Source organism: Variovorax atrisoli 110B, from assembly GCF_000382045.1.
Classification (GTDB): Bacteria; Pseudomonadota; Gammaproteobacteria; order Burkholderiales; family Burkholderiaceae_C; genus Variovorax; species Variovorax atrisoli.
Genome location: NZ_KB907460.1, coordinates 134,414 through 150,889 on the forward strand (window position 1 = coordinate 134,414; position 16,476 = coordinate 150,889).

Below are 16,476 nucleotides of genomic sequence, written 5' to 3' on the forward strand. Positions count from 1 at the left end.
GCGTGATGCGGCTCTCTGGATGGCTGTCCGCATGCCGGCGATGAATGACCCTCAATCGCCAGAACTCGCCCAGCGCGTGCTGCGCGAGCAGGTGGCCTCGGTCCATGCCAATGCGCCGGGGGCCTATCTGGCGGACCTTCTCACGGCGCAGTCGCTGGGCATCGCGTTGTTCCTGTCCACGTGGCGCTGGCAGGTGCTGCTTTGGATGGCGCTGCACCTGGCGTTGACGCTGCGGCGTGCGTACCGGCGCTATCGGCGCAGTCCCGACGCGGCCGATCACCCCGAGTACTGGGCGCGCTTCAATGCGCGCAATGTGCTGCTGCGCTCCTGCGTCTGGGGACTCGCTCCGTGGCTGTGCGTGCCGCCGGGGCGCCACCTGGGTCTGTGGGTCATGGTGATCGTGATGATGATGGGCGGCTGTGCGGGCGGTGCGCTGTCGCTCGCCGTGCTCAAGCGGAACATTCCGCGCTTCATCGTGCCGAGCATGGCAAGCCTCACTCTGGCACTGGCCTGGCGCGGAGACAGCACGCATCTGTTCCTGGCAAGCGGCTGCCTGCTCTACATGTGCGTGATGATCATGTTCGCGCTGCAGCACCACAGGCTGCTGACCGCTTCGTTGACCATGCGCTTCGAGAAGGAGGCGCTGGCCGAGCAGCTCAGCCTCCAGATCGCCGCCACGCAGCGCGCCAGCGAGGAGAAGACGCGCTTTCTCGCTGCGGCGAGCCACGACCTGCGCCAGCCCATGCACGCGATCGCGCTGTTCGGCGCGGTCATCGAGAAGAAGCTTCGCGGCAGCGAGGACTGGGATCACGCCGCGCGGCTGATGGATGCGGTCGGAACGCTCGGCGATTCGCTCGACACGCTCCTCGACATCTCGCGGCTGGATGCCGGCGAGGTGGCACCGCAGATACGGCCGGTGGAACTCAACCCGTTGTTCCTCGCGCTCAACAATGTGTTCGCGGCGCAGGCGGCCGACAGGGAGCTGCAGCTTCGGCTGCGCGCCACGCCTTGCTGGGTGCTGAGCGATCCACAGCTGCTGCAGCGGCTGTTGTCCAACTTGGTGGACAACGCGCTCAAGTACACGCAGCGCGGCGGCGTGGTGGTGGCCGCGCGTGCACGCGGGCCTCTGGTGTGGATCGACGTGCGCGACACCGGCATCGGCATTGCCGATGAGCACCTCGGCAGCATCTTCGACGAGTTCTATCAGATCGGTAACCCGGGGCGCGATCGGGCGAGAGGCCTTGGCATCGGGCTGTCGATCGTGCAGCGGCTCTCGCGTCTTTTGGGGCATCCGCTGCAGGTGCGTTCGCGCTCGGGGCGGGGCAGTTGCTTTCGGCTGGTGCTTCCCGCGGTGTCGGCCCTGGGCGTCGTGCAGGCGACGGCTCGCCCGGGTACCGCCTTGCCGCTGCCTCGGCGTGTGCTGCTCCTCGACGACGAGGCCGCGATACGACAGGCCGTCTCGGGGCTGCTGCATGCCCATGGCGTCGCCATCGACGCGGTGTCCGGCGAAGCAGAGGCCGAGGCCGTGCTGGCGCACGCCGCGGAAGGGAGCTCGCCCGTCGAGGTGCTGCTTTGCGATGTGCGGCTGGCAGAAGGCGCCGACGGATTGGCCGCGGCGCAGCGTCTGCGCGCACGCTTCGGACCCGGTCTGCACGTGATGCTGATCACCGGCGAAACCGCGCCGCAGCGGCAGCAGCAGATGCGCGACTCCGGGCTGCAGGTCCTGCTCAAGCCGGTGGCTGCCGACAGGCTGCTGCAGGCCCTCGCATCGATGGCACAGCTCGACAAGGCACCCGCCGGCATGCGCTCGTGAGCGTGAATTTTTTGCTGCGTTGCGATGACCTTCGACACTGGATCGGGGGTGTTGCCTTCCATACCGTGGAGCCTTCTCGTTCACTCCACTTTGAAAAAAGGAAGGCCCATCATGAATTCCACACGTACCGCTTCCCGCGCATGGCGTGCACCCGTTGCACTTCTCATGACGAATCTCCTGCTGGCCGCCTGCGGCGGCGGTGGGGGAGGCGGCGGCGGCTTCCCCGGGTTCGCCGTCGCTCCTGCGCCGGCCCCTGCGCCTGCGTCGCAGGGAACGCCGCCACCCGCACCTGCACCAGCGCCGGAAGAAACCGCGGTCGCCATCACCGCGCAGCCATCGGATATCACCATCGGCCAGGGCGTGGCCGCCACGTTGAAGGTGCAGGCGGTGCGCGCGACGGCCTACCAATGGCAGCGCAGCGTCGATGGCGGCAGCAGCTGGACCGATGTTTCCGGCGCCACGAGCGACAGCTTCACCACTGCAGCCAATCAGCTCGCCGACAGCGGTCAGAAGCTTCGCGTGCGCGTGAGCGGCACCGATAGCAGCGTGACCAGCCAGGCTGCGACACTTACGGTCAAGCCCTGGGTCGCGACCGTGCTGGCGACCACGGGCGTGACCTACAGCAGTCCCTATCAGATGGTGCTGGACTCCAGCGGCGCGAATCTCTACGTGGCCATGGGCGGCAACGGTGCGGTCTACAGGATCGACACGGCCAGCGGCAACGGTGCCGAAGTTGTACCTGTCTCGAGCATGAATGCGCCGTTCGGCCTGGCTCTCGCGGCCGATGGAACCTTGTATGTGAGCGAGCGGCATCGCATCAACAAGATCGCTCCCAACGCGACCACGTTCACGACCTGGGTGGGCTCCGGCAGCAGCGGTTATGCAGACAGTCCTTCGGCGCCGTTGTTCAACACCCCCGCCAGCATCGCGCTGGACGGCGCAGGCAACCTGTTCGTGGCGGACCTCGAGAACAAGCGCGTGCGCAAGGTGGCAGCTGACGGCACCACCACGACGCTCGCCGGTGACGGCACGCAGGCCTATCTCGACGGAGTCGGCACCGCCGCACAGTTCGCCCGCCCGCAGGGCCTGGCGATCAGCCGCGACGGACGCACGCTCTACGACACGGACACCGACAGCCTGTGCCTGCGCAAGATCGACGTGGCCACCGCCGAAGTGAGCACGCTGCTGGGCGATTGCACCAACGCCACCTCCGGCCTTGCCGACGGAACGGCAGCCACGCCGGCCAAGATCGGCTACACCTACGGCGTGACGGTGGACGCGAGCAACAACGTCTTCCTGACCCACGCCTGGGACGGCGTGGCGCGAGTGGTCGCGCCCTCTGGCGAGATCAGCACGCTGCGCGACAGCACCGGCGCGGCACTGAGCTTCAACTTCCCCATCGGCGTGGCGGTGGCCGGCGATGGCACCGTGTACGTGGGGGCCTCGCACGGCAACAAGATCTTCAAGCTCACGCCGGCGCCTTGAAGTGCATCGGAAAGTCCGGCTTGCACGTGCGGGCTGGACTTGGGGCGTACGGATGCAGCGCTTGGCTTCGCTTGCGAAGAAGTCTTGCGTCGAGTATGCGTCTCGCAGGAGATGAGTGGCTCGCCTGAACGGCGAGCGTCTCTCAGCCCAACTGCTCGGCCAGCCCGACGATGATGCCCTCGGGACCGCGAATGTAGGCGAGCCGGTACGACTGCCCGTACTGCATCTGGCCGATGAGTTCGGCGCCATGCGCCTGCATGCGCGCGAGGACGGCGTCGAGGCCGTCGACGGCGAACATGATGCGGCGCAGGCCGAGCGTGTTCACCGGCGCATCCACCGGTCCGAACCTGATCGCGTCGGGCGTATGGAACTTGTCGAGCTCGATGCCCTGACCATCGGGCGTGCGCAGCATGGCCAGGGTGGCGCGCACGTCCGCGAGCCCGATGAGGCTTCCGACGGAGGGCCCCTCGACCGTGGTCTGGCCCTCGAGCTCGAGGCCGAGTTCGAGGAAGAAAGCCTTCACTGCCTCGAGGTCGTCGACCACGATGAGGACGTTGTCCATTCGCTTGATCGTCATGTCCTTCGATCTCCCTTCTTTCGATTGCCGGTGATCAGGCAGGAGCGGCGAGCAAGGCCTTTGCCCGTGCCAACAACTCCTTGACCGCCTTCTTGGACGGCCGTCGATCCGCGATCCTTGCGGCGAGCCGCTCGACGATGGGGCGGTGACCGATGCCGATGGCGATCTCCAGGAGTTCCTCCTGGTGCGGATGGATAGCCGTGTAGTCCCTGCCGATCTCGGCGCACCGCGCCACGGCTTCATCGAAGAGCTGCGCGAAGCGCTCGGGTTCGCCGCGGGCGTTCAGCAGCAGTTGGAAGAAGCCCCATTCCACCATGTGGCTGTCCTGCGCCAGCCCGTGGCCGGCCCAGTCGAAGGCGATGGCCTGGCGCAGCAAGGGTTCCGCGGTCTCGGCCTGCGCCGCGCGATTGAATGCGATGCCTGCGCGCACCAGATGGTTCATCGCCTGGTTGGGCTTGGACTGATCCGCGCGGTGCTCGGCCTCGGCCCTTTCGGTCGCGAGGCAGAAGAGCATGGCGGCCTCCGCGTGGAGTTTCCTGTCCTGGCGCTGATGCGCGCGGCTGGCGACATCGAAGGCGGAGAAAGGTGCGTCGGCTTTTTCCTTGATCAGGGCGCGCGCCGCGTCTCGGTCGTAGGTCGGCAGTTTCATGCTGAGGAGAGGCGGAGGTGGTGTGTGTCGGTGTGTCAGGCATCCACGCTGCGGCCGCAGCCGGCGGTGGCGCTACATGACGTGGATGTCGTTCAGCCGCACCGTGAGCCCGTCGGCGCCCTGTTCGACGTGGAAGGTCGCGGTGATGTCGGAGGCATGGCCGTCGATGTTCAGGTCGTACCAGATCTCGCCGATGCCGCTGCTGCCGTCTTCGTGCCAGCGGCTCACTTCCTTGCGCTGGGAGATGTCGGTGGGCTTGCCGTGCAGTGTGACCTTCTGGCTGGCGCTGCATTCGCCGTACGACTTGATGACCTCGCGTATCAGTTCCGGCGTCCATCTCATCGATGGCTCGTGCGCAGTGAACGCGAAGGCCGCCGCGTAGTCTTCCGCCTCCAGCAGGCTGGCCCATTCGTCTGCGAAATGGATCAGGTCCTCGTCGGATGCGGAGGCTGGGAGGTGGGCCATGGTGGCTGATGCGAAGGAAGAATGGACGCTGCGCGCACGGGCCTCGTGCAGGCGAAGCCCGGGTCTTTCAACATGCTTTCAATGGGCTTTCAAACCCCTTCGATGATCCGCAGGTCGCGCTCGGCGCCATCGCCCAGTGCGTCGAGCGCGGCCTTGTATTCGGGGCTGTCGTGCGTGGCGGTGGCCTTCTCGAGGCTGTCGAACTCGATCAGCACGGTGCGTTCGGACAGGCCGAACTCGTAGACCTTGGCAGGCAGGCCGCGCGCGAGGAAGCGTCCGCCTCCTGCCGTGATCGCCGGACCTGCCAGCTTTGCGTAGGCTGCGAGCTTGTCCGCATCCTTGATGGCGCGATAGGCGCTGACCCAATAGGCTTTTGCCATGTTGGCTTCTCTCTCGTTGTTGGACCAGCGGGCAATATAGCCTGCCTGTCCGAGAAGCCCCTGGCCTCAGCAGGTTGCGGGAATCTCCGCGCGAGCCACGGCCACCTGCGCATCCTCGTCGCGCCACATCAGCAGGCCCCTTTGCATCGCCTCCCGCACGGCCTGCGTGCGCGAGCGCACGCCGAGCTTGCGGTACATGCTCTTCACCTGCGCCTCGATGGTGTTGATCGAGCGGTGGGTCGCATCGGCGATCTCGCGATTGGTGGAGCCGCCGGCGATCATGCACAGCACCTTGAGCTCTCGCGACGACAGCGGCGAGGTGAGTGCATCGGGCGCCGGCTTGCAGCCCGCTGCGGAAGACGCGATGGCGCCGAGGATGCCCTGCGCCGCACGTGCTGCGGCCGGCGCGTCGCCCGTCTCGATGGAGCGCAGCAGGAACGCGAGCTGCACTTCGCTGGCCTGGGTGAACAACTCGCACAGGGCACCGGCCACCGCCATCGCATGAGCGGAGCGGCCGGCGTGCACGGGCATGGAGAAATCCTCTGGAGCGTGAACGGACTGCATCATGGAAAGTGGAAGGGAAGGCTGTATGGGCCCGACGGCTTCCGGACCGTTGTCCTTGGCGCTACCGAGCGAAGTCGATGGTATTAATCGCCTCGCTCCGGCGCACTCGCTATATCGGCCCGGATGTGCTGTGGATCACATTCCGGTGCAAAGAGTCCGAAGCTCGTGGATCGGCTCCAGCGGTACCGCGTTCGAATGCAGTCTGGCCGATCACGACCCCTGGAAAGCCCCGCGGACGCGGTCCGTACTGCTCAACTCGGATGTACGAAGAAGTGATTAATCTGGCAATATCGCGCCCCAGACGCCGACGGCCATGCTGAACTTCACCACAGACGACATCCGACCCCAGGACCGCTTCGACCACTGGTGCGAGGTGCGTGGGCGGCATTTGTTCGGCGTGACCATCGAACTCGACCGCGCGCGGCGCGACAAGTTCGAGGGCCGTTTCGCCGCGGCGGCGGTCGGCACGGCCACCGTGTCGGAGCTGCGCGCGTCCTCCTACCGCGTGAGCCGCACACCTTCCGACATCGCGCGTGTCGCGGGGCGCAGCCTGTGCATCGGGCTGCAGGTGCGCGGCCCGGGGTGGATCGGCGTGGGCCGTGCGCCGCCGCAGCGCGTGCGCGAGGGCGACCTGCTCGTCAATCATTCCGACCTGCCTTATGCCGGCGTGCCGGAGCGCTCCGACGGCTTCGATTTCCGCACCCTGCGCATCCCGCTCACGCACGAACTGCTGCTGGGTGCCGAGGCCGAAGACCTGTTCGCCACGCCGCTCGACAGGAGCCTGCCGGTCGCGCGACCGTTGATGGCGCTCTTCCATGCGCTGACCACGAGACCGGCCGACATTCCCGATCCGCACGCCGAAGTGGCGCACATCGTGCGATTGGCCCTGGTGTCTCGCGGCCGGCTCGCACCGGGCCTGCCGGAGAGCCGCGCTGCGCTTCGCAGCGGCCTGCTGCATGCGGCACGGGGCATCCTTGCGCGCGACCTTCGGCAGCCGGGACTGTCGCCTGGTGCAGTGGCGCGCGAGCTGGGCATCTCGCTGCGGCAGGTGCATGTGCTGTTCGAGCCGACGGGGCAATCCTTCGCGCGCACGCTCACTGCGATGCGGCTGGCCGATGCATCGCGCATGCTGGTGGCGCAGCCGGCGCGTTCGGTCACCGACATCGCCTACCGTTGCGGCTTCGACAGCATCGCGACCTTCTATCGCGCGTTCCGTGCGGCCTACGGCATGACGCCCAACGATGCACGGGAGAAAGGCCGCCACACGGATCGCTGAGCAACTGGCACGGCAGCATGGGGCGCCTGCGCGCATTGAGAAGACGCGGCGCGCGCCTTCGCGAATCATGCGCGTCCATGTATCTGCATCCCCTGACAGCCAGCCTGCCGGCGGCGGAGCGTGCGTCGTTCGCCCAGCTGTGCCGGCTGTCGCATTTCAAGCGCAACCAGACCGTGCTCGAAGCCGGCGCATCGACCGACCAGCTCTACTGCGTGGCGACAGGGCTGCTGCGCGTGGTCACGCCCGAGTGCGGCGACAGGCCCGAGGTCACGAGCGAGTTCATCCGGCCCGAGGGCTTCTTCGATCTGCCGGTTCGCGAAGACCGCTACCGCGCAGAGCAGTCGCTGGTGGCGGTCCTGCCTTCGTCGGTGTACCTCGTGCCGGTGGTGGCCATGCGGGAGCTGTGCGCGCGCCATCCCGAAGTCGCGATGGCGCTGCTGGGCCTCGTCGTCAGCCGCATGGGCATGCTGAGCGGGCAGATGCGGCGCGTGTCCACGCTGCCTTCGGAAGAGCGGGTCCATCGCGTGCTCCACCAGCTCACCCAGCTGGCACCGGTGCGCGAGGGCGGCTACGACAAGCGCATCTCGCAATCGATGATCGCCTCCTACTCGGGCCTGTCGCGCGAGGTGGTCAACAAGACCATGCGCGACATCGAGCAGCGCGGCCTGCTGCGGCGCGACGCGCATGCGGTGCATGTCATGCATACATTTGCGCGTGCCGCCTGAGCGCATCGCATGTGCGGCCTCCCATGTTTGTGTGTTCCCTCGAAGCGGCCTTGGGAAGCACCATTCGATGATGTACCTACATCCCCTGATGGCGAGTCTGCCGCTGGCGGAGCGCACCAAGCTCGGCGAATCCACCCGCCTGCATTCCTACAAGCGCAATGAAGTCGTGCTTGCGGCCGGCGATTCAACCGACCAGATCTACTGCGTGGCGAGCGGCCTGCTGCGCGTGGTCTCGTTGAATCAGCGAGGCGACGCGGAAATGACCACGGAGTTCATCGGTCCCAACGACTTCTTTTTCCATCTGTCGATGCAGGAAGACAGCTACTGCTCGAAGAAGACCTTGATTGCCGCACTGCCCTCGTCGGTGTATCTGATACCGATCGGGGAGATGCGCAGCCTCTGCACCAGGCATCCGGAAGTGGCGCTCGGCCTGCTGGGGCTCGCGATGAAGCGCATGAGCACCTTGCGCGGCCAGTTCCATCGCATCTCCGTGCTGACGGCGGAAGACTCCGTGCTTCGCGTACTGCAGCAGCTCACGCGGCTCGCGCCCGCAGGCGAGCAAGGCTATGACAAGCGCATCACGCAATCGGTGATCGCCTCGTACGCCGGGCTGTCGCGCGAGGTGGTCAACAAGACCATGCGCGACTTCGAGCTGCGCGGCGTGGTGCGCCGTGACGACGACGGCGTGTACGTCGTCGACGATTTCGCGACGACCGACTTCGCCTGATCCGCTCGAGGTAGGGCAGGGGGCAGGCAGGCCGCAGCCGGCCGGCCGGATTCAATCTTCCTGCGATTCGCCGCTTCGGCCCGCGTGCCGCATGTCGAAGAACTCCGGCGGAAGCATCGGGTCGTGCTGGTAGGGCTCGACCGCCGACAGGCTCTGCTCGATGGGCAGCAACCCGCCGAAGTCCGTGGCGGCGAAGTCGGGCTGCACATGGATTCCATCCTCGTCGCGCCGCACGAGGCCGCGGTTCTCCATGTCGCGCATGGTCTTGTTGACCACCTCGCGCGAGAGGCCCGAGTAGGAGGCGATCACCGATTGCGTGATGCGCTTGTCGTAGCCGCCCGAGCCCGCGGGCGCCAGCAGCGTGAGCTGGTGCAGCACGCGGCCCACCAGGTCTTCGGCCGACAGCGCCGAGATGCGGCGCAGCTGGCTGCGGATGACGCTCATGCGCTTCATCGCAAGGGTCAGCAGGCCGATGGCCACTTCGGGATATGCGCCGCACAGCCGGCGGATGGCGGCCACGGGCACCAGGTAGACGGCCGAAGGCAGCGCGGCGACCAGCGTCTGCATGGCCTGGTAGCGGTCTTCGGCGAAAGAGGGGCTCAGGAAGAAGTCGTCCTGGCGGATGAAGTCGGTGGTGACGTCGCTGGCCTGCGCGCTGCCCTTGCCGTGGGCGACCACACGCAGCAGCCCGCTGGCCACGCAGTAGATGCGGTCGGTCCAGGTGTCGGCCTCCAGCACGATTTCGTTGCGCCTGAATGAGCGCAGCTCGCAGCTCTGGACGAGCGCTGCTCGCTCCGCTGGCGGCACGTTGGCGATGAGTGGATGCAGGTACATGGTTCGCGCGAATGCCCGGCCCGGAGGCGGGCGGAAAAAGCCCCGGCAGGGCGCGCAGCGCACCGGCCGGGGCAGGGGACGATGCTCAGCGGGCCGAGGCGATCGTCGACACGGCGGAGTTGCCCACCGCGGTCGCCGTCACCTGGTTGCCTGCGGCGCGCAGCGTGCTGCCTGCGGCCGCACCGGTGACGCCCACGCCGTAGTTCACGGCGGTGGCGGTCGCGGTGATGGCGCCGCTGTTGGTCTGGTAGTTGCCCACCGCGACCGTCGGACGGTTGGCCGCCGTGGCAGCCACGGTCACCGCGTTGGTGGCGGTGTTGCCGTAGGCCTGCGCGGCGACGGTGTTGCCCGTCAGCGCGGCGGTGCCGTTCGTGATGCCGGGGGCGGTGCCCGCGGTCACGCCGTTGAGCGCGACCTGGTACGTGCCGCTCGCACTGGCCGACACGTTGCCGCTGTTGCCCTGCGTGTTGAGCAGTGCCGCCGTGGCCTGCGTGGCGCCGCCGGCCGAGCTGCCCGCGACCGGCGATGCCGCGGCATAGCCGCTGCCAGCCGATACGTTCAGCACGTTGCTGGCTGCGTTGCCGCGTGCCAGCGCCGTGGTGCTGTTGCCGTCGATGGTGATGCCGCTGTTCAGCGCCGCAGCCGTGGCCGGCGAGGTGCCTTCGAGCTTGAACGTCGCCGAGGTCGACGCGTTGGCCGTGACGGCCGCGCTGCTCGACTGGCTGTTGTTCAGGCCGGCGCTCGCGCCCAGCACCGCCGCGCCGTTGAGCGCCACGCTGTTGTCGGCACGGTTGGCCGAGGCTTCGGCGGTCGTGGCGTTGCCGCTGATGGTTGCCGTGCCGTTGGCCAGGCCCGTCGTGGCCGAGGCCGTCTGGTCCTGGTTGTACAGGCGCGTGGTCGCGTTGCTGCTCACCGAGGTGGTGGCCGTCTGCGCGTTGTTCAGCACGTGGTCGCCGTTGGCGGTGCCGGCCGTCAGCTGTGCGTTGATGGCGGCGCCTGCCGGCGTCACGTTGGAGGCCGTCACGCTCAGCGAGTTGGTGACATCGTTGATCACGCCCAGAGACACGTTCTTGTTGCGCGACAGGTCCACCGACGACGCAGAGACCGCGCCAGGCGCATACAGCTCGAGGTCGGAAGCCGCCGATACGGCCGCGTTGCCCGACTGCGCCGACGACAGCGCCGAGGTGCTCGCCACGTTGGTGCCGGTCACGCTCAGGCTGTTGGTGGCCGTGTTCGCCACCGCGCTGCCGCGCTGGCTGCTGTCGGACACGCTCAGCGTCGAGCCGGAGATGACCGCGCCGGCCGCCGCGTCGATGGCATAGGTGCCGTAGACGCTGGTCGACAGCGCCGCGCCGCCCGTGACCTGCTGCACGTTGGAGACCGTGTGGTCGGCCTGTGCGCCGGTCGCGCCGAGCGCGAGGCTGCCTGCGCTGGCCGTGGTCGCACCGCCCGAGGCGATCGCGTTGCCCGTGACCGAGGCGCTGTTGGTCGCGCTGTTGCCGGTGACGGCCGCGCTGCTTCCGTTGCCCTTGACGGCGAGTTGCGAGGCGGTGACGTTGCCGCCCACGGCGACGGTGACGCCGCCCTGGTTGGGGATGGCGGCGACGGCCGACGTGCCGGGGATGGTGGCGCCGAACGCGACCGACTGCGCGTTGCGCAGGTTGTCGTACGTGGTGGTCGTCACCGTGCCCAGGATGCTCGCCGGTGCCGTGAGCAGGCCACTGTTCACGCCAGTACCGACCGTCCAGCCGTGCGAGGTCAGGTAGGCGATCTCCTGCGAGGTCAGGCTCGACTGCTGCACGCCCAGCGTGCCGCTGGTGATGGTCGTGTTGCCGCCGAGCGTGCTGCCGCCCAGGGCATCCGGGTCCAGCACGTGGGCGTTGTACGTGAACGGCGTCGCAGGCGACGCGGGCGTGCCCGGCGTGCCGGCCTGGCCGGCGAGTGCCTGCACCGATGCGCTGCTGCCCTGCACGTTCTGCACCGCGCTGGAGGTCGAGAGGCTGTTGCCCGCGAGCGTCAGGCCGTTGGTGGCGCTGTTGGCCGTGGCGGCTGCGCTGGCGCTGTTGCCGTTCGACACCACGCTGGAGCCGGTCACGTCGCCGCCGATCTGGGTGCGGATCTGCGAAGCGGTCGCGCCCGGGGCGTCGCCGGAGCGCAGCGAGGCGGTGAGGCTGCCCGAGGCGGTCTGCGCGCTCTGCACGCTGAAGGCGGCATCGGTCGTGGCGGTGCCGCCGGCGATCACGGCGCGCGGCTGCGCGGTGAGGGTCGCCAGCGTGTTGCCCGAGACGTCGAGCGTGTTGCCGCTCGCGCGGTTGCCGTAGGCCAGCGCCTGCAGCTGGTTGCCGGAGGTCGCGACCGTGGAGGCGGCGACGTCGTCCTCGATGGCCGTGGCCACCACGTTGGCGCCCGAAGCGGTCGCGGTGATGGTCGAGCCGGCGGCGTTCTGCACGCTGGTGACGTTGCCCACCGGTGCCGCGCCGGCCAGGGTGGCGCCCGTGCCCAGTGCCAGCTTGGCGGCGTTGGTCGCATCGTTGCCGTAGGCGGCGGCGACGAAGGCATTGCCCTGGTTCGACACGCTGCCGCGGGTGACGTTGCCTTCGATCAGCACGGTTTGCGCGCCGATGGGCAGGATGCCTGCGCCGTCGGCCACCGCGCTCACTGCGCCGGCGGCCGTCTGGTTGCTCAGCACGCCATAGGCCGCGGTGACGGTGGCGGTGCCCAGCGCCGGCGTCGCGACCGATGCGGGCGAGTCGATGGCGGCCACGGTGGCGCTGTTGGCGGTCACGTTCAGGCTGTTCGCTGCCGAGTTGGCGTAGGCCACGGCGCGCTGCAGGTTGTTGGTGAGCGCGACGGTGCTGTCGGTGGCGTGCGTGCCCAGGTAGGCCGCGGCGGTGGAACCCGAGAGCAGGGCGCCGACCGGCGAGCCGCCGTCGGTCACCTGCACGCTGGATACGCCTGCGCCCGAGCCCACGGTGGTGCCGGTCAGCGACAGCGCGTTGCTTGCGCTGTTGCTCACGCCCACGGCTTCCTGCGTGTTGCCGCCCACGGTGAAGCTGCTGGCGTGGATGGTGTCGCCGCCGGTGCCGCGCGAATCGGCCAGCACCCCGACGACGGAGCCCACCGTCTGCGCCGAGACCGGCGCCGAGTAGTTGCTCTGCAGGTTGGTGACCGTGGCCGCGCCGAACGCGTTGACGTTGCCGTCCGGCAGGCTGCCGCCTGCGAGCACGGCCGTGTTGCCCGACAACGGCAGCGCGTTGGCTTCGAGCGCGAGGCTCTGGCTGGCGTTGTTGCCGTAGGCGGTGGCGGCCGAGCGGTTGCCGGTGACCGAGACGGCTGCAGCGTTGTTGGTGCCGTTCTCGGTGCCGGTGGCGGCACCGATGACGGTCGGGCCCGAGACGGCGCTCACGCCGCCGTTGTAGTTGCTCTGCTGGTTGGCCAGGGCGGCGGTCGCGGTGAACGCGGCGGCATCCTTGCCGCTGAGGATCGCGTTCGACGCGGCATTGCCGGTGGCCGAGGCGGTGGCCGCGTTGTTCGCGACCGTGACCGCGCCACCGTCCACCGACTGCGCGAAGGCGAGCGCGCCCGAGCCCTGCGTTGCGGCGGAGAGCGACACGCCCACGTTGCCCTGGCTGTTCGACACGGCCAGGTCGGCCATCAGCGCGCTCGACAGGTTGCCGGCGCTGTACGAGCCGTTATTGATCGCCGGGCCGCCGGAGCCGGAGACCGACACGCCGTCGGCCAGCACGATGCGGTTGCCGGCCGTGCCGGCGGTGGCGCCGAGCGCTTCGTTGCCGGTGGCGGTGCTGGAGATGGTGTTGCCCTGCACCGAGAGCGAGCCGGTCAGCGTATTGGTGTCGCCGGCGGCATTGCCGCCGATGGAGGCGATCACGCCGTTGCCGGTGGCCGAGGCCGTGTGCGTGACGGGAGCGATCGACTGGTTCAGCTGCTGGTTCGATACCACGGCCGAGCCGGTGAAGGCCGGCGCGCCGCCCGACTGGACGCTGATGGTGCTGTTGGCGGTGTTGCCCTTGAGCGTGGCCGAGACCGTGTTGCCGTCGAGCGCGGGCGCGGCGGCGACGCTGTTCTCGCCATCGGCCGTCAGCGTGAGCGACACCGTGTTGCCGCTGGCGGCGGCGGTGGAGGCCGCGCCTGCGCCTTGCTGCACCGAGGTCGAGACCAGGCTGCCGCGCACGGCGCTGCTCGCGCCCACGGGCGAGTAGTTCAGCATGACCGAGCCGGGGGTGGTCGATGCGTAGTCCACCGGCACCGTGCCGGAGATGGTCGAGGAGCCGCTGTTGAGCGTGGTGTTCGCAGAGATGGTGTTGGCGGTGTTGGCCGCGCCGCCGCTGGAGAAGCCGTCGAGCTCGACCTTCACCGTGTTGCCGGTGGCGGCGCTGGAGATCACGCCGCTGTTGGTCTGCACGCCCAGCGAGGCCGCGCCTTCGGCGGGCACCGGGCCGGTGCCGCCTGCGAGCGACAGGTCGATGGCGTTGGTGAAGGTATTGGCCGTGGCGCTCGCCTTCACGCTGTTCTGCGTGACGGTGTTGTTGCCGCCGGTCTGGCCGCCGTTGGTCGTGACGTCGATGACGCTGCCGGCGGCGGTGGCCGTCACGGGCTGCGACTTGTCCTGCACCGACTGCACGCTCTGGTAGGCCGTGGTGTTGACCGCCACCGCGGGGATGGTGGAGACGGTCGTGTCGGCTGCCTGCGCGCCGCCGGCCACGAGCGTGGCCAGCACGGCCAGGCCGATGCTGCTGAGCGGTGCGCCGTTGGCGCGGCCGCGCGGATTCCTGCTGCGGTTCTTCTGCATGGTTCTTCCTTTGATGGATCTGGAAAAAAGACTGGTTCGATGAAAAAAAGCGGGACGACGGACGTCGCGTCGTCCTGTGGTGAAGACTTGCTGGTGCCTTTCGGTTGCTTACTTCCCTCCGGTTGCGTTCTCCTCACGGACCGGACGGGCCGGCCCACCCCTTCCCGCGCCCTGGACGCGGAGCTTGGCGATCTCCTGCAGGCCGGGCCCGTCGCGGTGGATCGACGTGTCTGCCTTGTCCGGCCGCCATGTGACGCTGATGCCCCCGGGCGCGATGCCGCGCGAGGCGAGTGCGGTGGTGACCACGCCGATGCGCTGGTCGATGAGCAGGTCGCGCTTGCCCGCGTCCCAGTTCTCGGTGTCGCGAGCGACCAGCACCACCTCGGTGGGGGCCTTGGCAGCAGCCGCCGCGATCTGGTCGATGAGGTTGAGCGTCCCGCCGGTGAGCGCTGCCGCGCCGAACTCGAAGGGAATCTGCAGGCTGGTGCCCGTGAGGCTTGCGCCCGTCTGGCTGGCCGCGTTGACGGCCTCGCCCTGCTGCACCGGCATGCCCGAGGCGTCGACCAGCGGGTTGGGCACCGTGCGCATCTGCTCGGCGGGCTTGAGGCTGAGCTCGCCCGTCATGCGCATGCCCAGGCACGGGTTCGGGTCGACCTTGGACACCGCAGCCACCAGGCGCACCACGCCCTCTTCGAGCGCGGCGCGCACGCCCATCTGCACCGGCTCCTGGCCCTTGGCGCCGACGTCGATGTCGTAGAGCTTGCTGCCGAAGAAGCGGAAGACGTTGAAGCCGACCTCGTAGCCGTTGAACTGCTTCGTCAGGCTGATGGTCTTCACGATCATCAGCGTCTTGGTGTCGACGATGCGCAGGTCGATGCCCACCGACTGGCTGAAGGTGCGTGCCTTCACGCCCACCTGGTTCACGCCGATCTCGGCGCCGCCCGAATTGATGTTGTAGTTGAGCTCGGTGATGCCGCCGACGATGAAGTAGTCGGACTTGTTGATCGAGCCGCCGAAGTAGGGCAGCCACGGCACCGTCTGGCCGCCGTTGGGCCCTGCGAGCTGGTGGGTGCGGCCGTCGCCGAGCTGGCGCCGGTCGGCGTAGCCGAGTTCGCGCTCGGCGATCACCGGGTCGAAGCGCTCGGCCACCTGCACCGCGCCGCCGAGCTTGCCCAGCGCCGAATACACCATCAGCGCGCCGCCCTGCGTGATGGCGTTGCCTTCGTTGATGCTGTACTTGCCGGTGTAGTCCTTCACGTCGCCCACGGTGATGACGATCGGCGGGCGCTGCGTGGCAGCCACGTGGTCGCCAAAGCAGGCGAGCACGGCTTCCATGGGCGTGACGTTCTCGCGCACGGCCGGGCCGAGCACCACGGGCGCTTCCTTGGGCGCCATCTGCTGCTGCGGCGCGACGACGCAGCCGGCCAGGCTCGTGACGGCCGCTGCGGCGGCGAGCGCGCGCGATGCGGCTTTTCCGCGCGGCAGCGCGCGGATCGACTTGAATGGGGTCATTCCTTTTTCTTCCCTGTCGGTTGGGTGGTCAGTTGAGTGCGCCGAATGCGCAGGCCGAGCTGCCGCTGATGCTTGCGCTCTGGCTGCCGGTGTTGGTCTGGTTGGAGTTCAGTGCCTGGCTCGACCAGCCCTGCACGTTGCTGGTGGTGGAGCCGATCACGGCCGAGCCCACGGCGCCGCTGTTGGCCTGGCCGGTGCTCACCGTGCCGCCGCCGCTCATGCCGGTGTTCGAGTTGCCGGTGGAGTTGGCCGACGCGCCGCTGGTGCCGGGCGAGTTGGCCGTGGTGCTGTTGGTGCCCTGGTTGCCCTGCGCGGTCGAGGTGACGTCGCAGTTGTACTGGCGGCCGATGTAGTTGTTGGTGGTGTAGTTGGCCGCGCCGTACGAGCCGGCCTTCTTGCGCTGGATCATGTCCTGCACGGCGGCCTGGTTGGCCTTGTCGGCGGCGGTCTGGAACTGCCAGGCGCTGTTCTCGCCGACGTTGTTGGCCGACGCGCATGCGCAGGCCGCGGTGAGCAGCAGGCACAGTGCGGTGCGCGCGGCTGCTGCCGAAGAGGAGACGGTGGACGGCCGCCGCGCGCGCGCTGCACGCACGTTGCCGGAGACCTGGTCGAGTTGGATGGGCATGGAAGTCCTGCGAAGGGAAATGGAAAACATGGAG

The 16,476-nt window shown here is 68.6% G+C and carries 14 protein-coding genes; 5 read left to right on the forward strand and 9 right to left on the reverse strand.

Annotated elements, in window-relative coordinates; translation table 11 throughout:
- Positions 1–40: 40 nt before the first annotated feature.
- Positions 41–1,813 carry an ATP-binding response regulator gene (locus G369_RS0126300; protein WP_038115874.1) on the forward strand — a complete coding sequence of 591 codons (1,773 nt, stop codon included), beginning with the start codon at positions 41–43 and terminating at the stop codon, positions 1,811–1,813.
- A gap of 111 nt (positions 1,814–1,924) precedes the next feature.
- Positions 1,925–3,298, forward strand: a complete 1,374-nt coding sequence (locus tag G369_RS37235) for an SMP-30/gluconolactonase/LRE family protein (protein WP_157773787.1) — start codon at positions 1,925–1,927, stop codon at positions 3,296–3,298.
- Between the two features lie 142 nt (positions 3,299–3,440).
- Here the strand turns inward: G369_RS37235 and G369_RS0126310 are convergent, their stop codons facing one another.
- The 5 genes from G369_RS0126310 to G369_RS36330 form a co-directional block, all read right to left on the reverse strand.
- A complete protein-coding gene (locus G369_RS0126310) occupies positions 3,441–3,875 on the reverse strand; it encodes a VOC family protein (protein WP_019657046.1) in 435 nt (144 codons plus the stop codon).
- Between the two features lie 34 nt (positions 3,876–3,909).
- Entirely contained in the window at positions 3,910–4,524 is a 615-nt protein-coding gene (locus G369_RS0126315; RefSeq protein ID WP_019657047.1) for a hypothetical protein, read from the reverse strand.
- 72 nt (positions 4,525–4,596) lie between these two features.
- Positions 4,597–4,989 carry a DUF7668 domain-containing protein gene (locus G369_RS0126320; RefSeq protein WP_019657048.1) on the reverse strand — a complete coding sequence of 131 codons (393 nt, stop codon included), beginning with the start codon at positions 4,987–4,989 and terminating at the stop codon, positions 4,597–4,599.
- An 89-nt stretch (positions 4,990–5,078) separates the two neighbouring features.
- Positions 5,079–5,369, reverse strand: a complete 291-nt coding sequence (locus tag G369_RS0126325) for a DUF1330 domain-containing protein (protein WP_019657049.1) — start codon at positions 5,367–5,369, stop codon at positions 5,079–5,081.
- 66 nt (positions 5,370–5,435) lie between these two features.
- Positions 5,436–5,900: a response regulator transcription factor gene (locus G369_RS36330; protein ID WP_019657050.1), complete on the reverse strand. Its 465-nt coding sequence runs from the start codon at positions 5,898–5,900 to the stop codon at positions 5,436–5,438.
- A gap of 346 nt (positions 5,901–6,246) precedes the next feature.
- Here G369_RS36330 and G369_RS0126335 point away from each other — a divergent pair, with 346 nt between their 5' ends.
- The 3 genes from G369_RS0126335 (at position 6,247) to G369_RS0126345 (ending at position 8,661) form a co-directional block, all read left to right on the forward strand.
- Positions 6,247–7,209 carry a helix-turn-helix transcriptional regulator gene (locus G369_RS0126335; protein ID WP_019657051.1) on the forward strand — a complete coding sequence of 321 codons (963 nt, stop codon included), beginning with the start codon at positions 6,247–6,249 and terminating at the stop codon, positions 7,207–7,209.
- A 77-nt stretch (positions 7,210–7,286) separates the two neighbouring features.
- The gene (locus G369_RS0126340) at positions 7,287–7,934 is read left to right on the forward strand and encodes a Crp/Fnr family transcriptional regulator (protein WP_019657052.1); all 648 of its coding nucleotides are present in this window, start codon (positions 7,287–7,289) and stop codon (positions 7,932–7,934) included.
- A gap of 70 nt (positions 7,935–8,004) precedes the next feature.
- Positions 8,005–8,661, forward strand: a complete 657-nt coding sequence (locus G369_RS0126345; RefSeq protein WP_026346646.1) for a Crp/Fnr family transcriptional regulator — start codon at positions 8,005–8,007, stop codon at positions 8,659–8,661.
- Between the two features lie 51 nt (positions 8,662–8,712).
- Here G369_RS0126345 and G369_RS0126350 read toward each other — a convergent pair whose 3' ends face one another.
- The 4 genes from G369_RS0126350 to G369_RS0126365 all read right to left on the reverse strand — a co-directional run bounded on the left by G369_RS0126350 (position 8,713) and on the right by G369_RS0126365 (position 16,442).
- Positions 8,713–9,495 (reverse strand): Crp/Fnr family transcriptional regulator, encoded by a 783-nt coding sequence (locus G369_RS0126350; RefSeq protein WP_019657054.1) that lies wholly within the window; start codon positions 9,493–9,495, stop codon positions 8,713–8,715.
- Between the two features lie 85 nt (positions 9,496–9,580).
- A complete protein-coding gene (locus G369_RS0126355) occupies positions 9,581–14,305 on the reverse strand; it encodes a beta strand repeat-containing protein (protein WP_019657055.1) in 4,725 nt (1,574 codons plus the stop codon).
- A 108-nt stretch (positions 14,306–14,413) separates the two neighbouring features.
- Positions 14,414–15,817 carry a CsgG/HfaB family protein gene (locus tag G369_RS0126360; RefSeq protein WP_026346647.1) on the reverse strand — a complete coding sequence of 468 codons (1,404 nt, stop codon included), beginning with the start codon at positions 15,815–15,817 and terminating at the stop codon, positions 14,414–14,416.
- A 28-nt stretch (positions 15,818–15,845) separates the two neighbouring features.
- Positions 15,846–16,442, reverse strand: coding sequence for a hypothetical protein (locus tag G369_RS0126365; protein WP_019657056.1), 597 nt, complete (start codon positions 16,440–16,442; stop codon positions 15,846–15,848).
- Between the last annotated feature and the right edge of the window lie 34 nt (positions 16,443–16,476).